This is a genomic window from Actinomycetota bacterium (genome assembly GCA_005774595.1).
Lineage (GTDB): Bacteria > Actinomycetota > Coriobacteriia > Anaerosomatales > D1FN1-002 > D1FN1-002.
Map to the genome: position 1 here is coordinate 1 of VAUM01000146.1, position 4599 is coordinate 4599.

A 4599-nucleotide genomic window follows, 5' to 3' on the forward strand; every position below is an offset into this window, starting at 1 on the left:
GCGCAGGAGCGCGCGCGCGCTCCTGCGCGCGGCCGGTGCGGCGCTCGCGCTGGCGTTGGTGCTCGTCGCGGCGCTCGGCGCGTTCGTCGGCGCCGGGATCGTCCGCGTCCGCCCGGCCTGCGTCGGCTGCCATCGCGCGCAGTCCGAGTCGTTGTCGAAGAGCGCGCACCGCGACGCCGACTGCTACGCATGCCACGGGGGAGCGGATTTCGGGGAGCGCTGGATCCGGTTCGGGCGCGACGCCACGGCGGTGTTCCGTCTCGGCCGTATCGCCGAGGCCTCGGTGGGCAATCATGCATGCGTGGACTGTCATGACGACCTGCGTGAGGTCGTCGAGGCCCGCGGCCTGAGGATGAGCCATTCGACGTGCCTGTCGGCGGTGACGCGCTGTACGGTCTGCCACGCCGACACCGCGCACCCGCAGGCGTCGCCGGCCCGCATGCTCGACATGGGGTCGTGCACCTCATGCCACGACGGCAGGAGGGCGCCCGACACGTGTGCCACCTGTCACGTCGGCAAGCGCGACGTGCCGCGTGAGGGGTCGAACGCCTGGCGCGTGACGCACGGCGCGAACTGGAAGTCGACGCACGGGATGGGCGACCTGACGACCTGCCGGGTCTGCCATGCAGACGCCGACTGCACGAAGTGCCACCTCGGCGTCCCCCACCGCAGCGACTGGGCGGCCACCCACGGGGCGGAGGCCGAGAAGGCCGGCAAGGCCAAGTGCCTCGTCTGCCACATCCGGGCCCTGTGCGATGGCTGCCACGGAACCGTCATGCCGCACCCGTCCGGATGGCTCGCGGCGCATCCGACGTCCACGACGCCGGCCCAGGCGGCCGGCGACGGGCTGTGCCGCGGGTGCCACTCCGAGACGGACTGCAGGGAGTGTCACGAGCTGCACGTCCACCCCGGCATCCCGCCCGACAAGCTCCGGCAGCTCAGGGGCGGCAAGTGAACGAGCTGCTGAAACGCCTCGATCCGGCGCAGGTCTGGCAGGTCGTCTCCGACCCCACCTCCAACCTCGTCGGCGCGACCATCCTCATGGCCATGGCCATCCTGGTGGTCATGATCGTGCTCGTCGCGCTGACGGCACTGCTCGGTACCTCCCCGCCGCCTCGGCCCGTCGTGACCGGGCCGGCGATGACGCCTGAGGAGCGCCGTCGCAGGAACCGGCGCCGGTTCCTCGTGTGGCTCGCGGCGTCGTTGGCGGCGGTGGCGGTCCTCTCGGCTGTTGCGACCGTGGCGCTCACTGACGATCGCGTGTGCCTGCGGTGCCACGCACGCACGGTGGTCGATCAGCAGACCGCGAAGCGCAAGGGCCCGCACCCGGGCGTGAAGTGCGCGGACTGCCACGCGCGCGCGGGGCTTGCCGGCCGGGTGACGCTGGCTGCCGGGTCCGCGCGCTCGTACGCGCGCTCGGTGCTGGGGGAGGGCGGCGACAAGGGCCACGCGTTCTCGGATGCGTGCCTCGGGTGCCACCGCGACGTTCTCGACGGACCGCGCACCGTGTCGCGGGTGCGCGTCGACCACACCCACATCGTCGAGGCACGGTTCCGCTGCGTGGACTGCCATTCCGCCACGGGCCACGGACCGACAGCCGGTACGCCGAACCGCCCGCAGATGAGCCTGTGCGTGACCTGCCACGACGGCACGAAGGCGTCGGCCGAGTGCGAGACCTGCCATGTCGGGGACATCACCGGCACTCGTTCGCCGAGCATCGACCAGTACCCGCAGATCACCCTCGGCCGGGTGAGGACGTGCCGCGGGTGCCATCCGGTGGACGCGTGCAACGCCTGCCACGGCCTCGAGCTGCCGCACTCCGAGGACTTCGCCCGGGGAGAGGTGCACGGCCGGCAGGCGGCGTTCTCGCGCAAGAAGGTGTGCGCGCGCTGCCACGAGTACGGGTACTGCAGGACGAGGTGTCATCCGCACGCGGCGCACCCGTCGGAGTCGCATGCCAAGGACTGGAACCGCGCACACGCCGCGAGTTCGGGTCCGCGGGCGCAGGCGCAGTGCCGCTCGTGCCACAAGTACGCCGACTTCCGCTGCAACATGTGCCACTCGGGCTACCCGGCGCCGGCGGCCAGGCCGTAGCGGGAGCGCCGATCCCGCGTGTGCGTCCTGCGGATTCCTGAAGTACCCTGTACGCCAGAGTGCATGACGGCTAGCATTATGACGCTCAAGAACAGTGCCGCCGGAAGCGGGAACCCATGTCTGACGACACCATCGAGACCAGCGACGACGTCGAGGACGCCGGCGTAGACCCCGCCGTCGACCTCGCGGCAGCGGATGATGTGGAGCCCCCTGCCCCCGTCGAGCCCGCGGACGAGCCCCTCGGCGTCGAGGACGACGATGCCGAGGACGACGAGGACGACGAGGACGACGACGAGGTCAGCGTGGTCAACGTCTGGCTCGTGCGCGCGCTCATCGTCCTCGCGGTGGGCGTGCTGTTCCTCGTCGGGCTCGTGCTGTGGAAGGTCGCGGCGCCCGCACGCGCGCCCCGCTCCGCCGCGGAGCAGGAGCTGCTCCGCATGCGTGACGAGGTGAAGAAGTCGCCGAACAGCCCCGAGGCGCACGTGGACTACGCGAACGCGCTCTACCGGACGGGCGACGTCGAAGGAGCGATCGCGGAGCTCGAGATCGCGCTGAAGCTCAATTCCGCGCACCCGCTGGCGCTCTACAACCTCGCGATCATCCAGTACTACAACGGCGAGCGCGAGAAGGCGATCGCCGGCATGCGCGTCCTGGTCAAACGGTCGCCCACCGACCCCGAGGTGTCGTACCGGCTCGGCGTGTTCCTCGAGGAGACGGGTGATCTGAAGGGGGCCGCGGACGCCTTCGGGCAGTCCATCCAGACCCGGCCCGAGGATGTCACCGCCCGCGTGCGCTACGGGGACGTCCTCGCGAAGCTCGGCAAGGCGGACGAGGCGAAGGCTCAGTACGAGGCGGCGCTCACCTACGTGCCGGACTACGAGCCCGCGAAGAAGGGCATCGAGGACCTCAAGGGCAAGTGACCCGCGTCCCGCAAGGGGCGCCCGGACCGAACGGACGAGCGGCAGGACATGGCCAAGAAGACGGTGGACAGGTACGCGCAGCGGCGGCGGGTGACGGCGTTCCTCATCGTCGCCCTGCTGGTCCTGCTGGCGCTGCTCGGCGCGCTCGTGTGGTTCTTCATGAAGGTGAGCTTGCCGGCGGGCGCCGACCGCACCGTGCCGATCACCGCCGTCGGCGGCGTCTCAGGCGACTTCGGGGAGCCGATCTACGGCTTCGACGCCGGCCTGGACGGCCAGTTCCTGCGGCCGCACGACGTGAACGTGGGGCCGAACGGCGATCTGTACGTGGCGGACTCGGGCAACGGCCGCGTGCTGCGGCTCACGCCGGACGGCGAGCTCGTCGGCCGCTACGGGACGATGGTGTGGGGGCCCAAGCAGATCGACAGCCCCACGGGCGTCGCAGTCGGCCCGGACGGCCGGGTCTACGTGGCGGACGCGGGCGCGCGGGGGCCGCACGGCAAGATCATCGTCCTGTCGCCGGACCTGAAGACCGTGACGATGGAGATCAACTTCAAGCCAAAGGACAACCCCGTCATGCCGCGCATCTACGGTGACAAGCTCTACGTCACCTCGGCGGGCGGCGTGCATATCTACTCGCTCGACGGCGCGCTGCTGCGCGAGTGGGGCACGATGGGCCGCGCCGACGGGCAGTTCTCCTTCCCGAACGGCATCGCCCTGCTTCCCGACGGCACCATCGTCGTGGCCGAGTCCAACAACACGCGGCTGCAGTTCTTCGACCAGCGAGGGAAGTTCCTCAAGTCCGCCGGCAAGCCGCCCGCGGGCCCGAAGGACGATTCCGGCCAGTTCGGCCTGCCCATGGGACTGGTGATCGACGAGCGCGGCGTGATGTACCTCGCCGACGCCTTCGAGTACAAGATCCGGCTGCTCGGCCCCGACGGCAAGGAGTTCGGGTCGATCGGCGACTTCGGCAACGCGCAGGGTCAGCTGAACGCCCCCGGCGGGTTGTCGCGCGCCGCCGACGGGTCGTTCTGGGTGGCCGACGAGCTGAACAACCGCATCGTGCAGCTCAAGATCACCGTGCCCGAGTCGGCGCTGCCCGCCGGCGTGTGGCCGGCGGAGTCCAAAGTCGCGTTCGACGCGTCCTCGCTGCTCAAGGGCTCGACTTGCCTGTGGGCGATACCGCTGCTGATTGCGCTCGTGCTGACCGTGTTCGTGGTCGTCCGGCGCATACGGGCGGGGTCGGACGACGGCGAGGGGGACGAGTCCGAGGGCGACGAAGAAGGCGCCGAGCCGACGGATGATGAGGACTAGGCAGGCCCGTCACCGGTCTGTTACCATTGGCAAGGTTCGTTCAGATACCCGATCGACCACGCCTCTTCGGCGTAGGCCGCAGAGGGTAGAGACCGCGGAAACGCGGGCATCCCATCGGGGGAGGAGGTGCAAGGTATGAAGAAGAACCTGAGCATCTTGTTCGTGCTGGCCCTCGCCGTCGTGATGATCCCGACCACGGCTCTGGCGGCGGGCTGGTACAACTGGCAGTACCCGCTCGGCACCACCGTGCACGGCGGGTACCAGACCGGCACCC

At 70.3% G+C, this 4599-nt stretch carries 3 protein-coding genes; all 3 read left to right on the forward strand.

Annotated elements, in window-relative coordinates:
• Positions 1 to 951: 951 nt before the first annotated feature.
• The 3 genes from FDZ70_06665 to FDZ70_06675 all read left to right on the forward strand — a co-directional run bounded on the left by FDZ70_06665 (position 952) and on the right by FDZ70_06675 (position 4325).
• Positions 952 to 2094 carry a hypothetical protein gene (locus FDZ70_06665; GenBank protein ID TLM76305.1) on the forward strand — a complete coding sequence of 381 codons (1143 nt, stop codon included), beginning with the start codon at positions 952 to 954 and terminating at the stop codon, positions 2092 to 2094.
• Positions 2095 to 2210: 116 nt separating this feature from the next.
• Entirely contained in the window at positions 2211 to 3014 is an 804-nt protein-coding gene (locus FDZ70_06670; GenBank protein ID TLM76306.1) for a tetratricopeptide repeat protein, read from the forward strand.
• A gap of 48 nt (positions 3015 to 3062) precedes the next feature.
• A complete protein-coding gene (locus tag FDZ70_06675) occupies positions 3063 to 4325 on the forward strand; it encodes a hypothetical protein (GenBank protein ID TLM76307.1) in 1263 nt (420 codons plus the stop codon).
• The last annotated feature ends 274 nt before the right edge of the window (positions 4326 to 4599 follow it).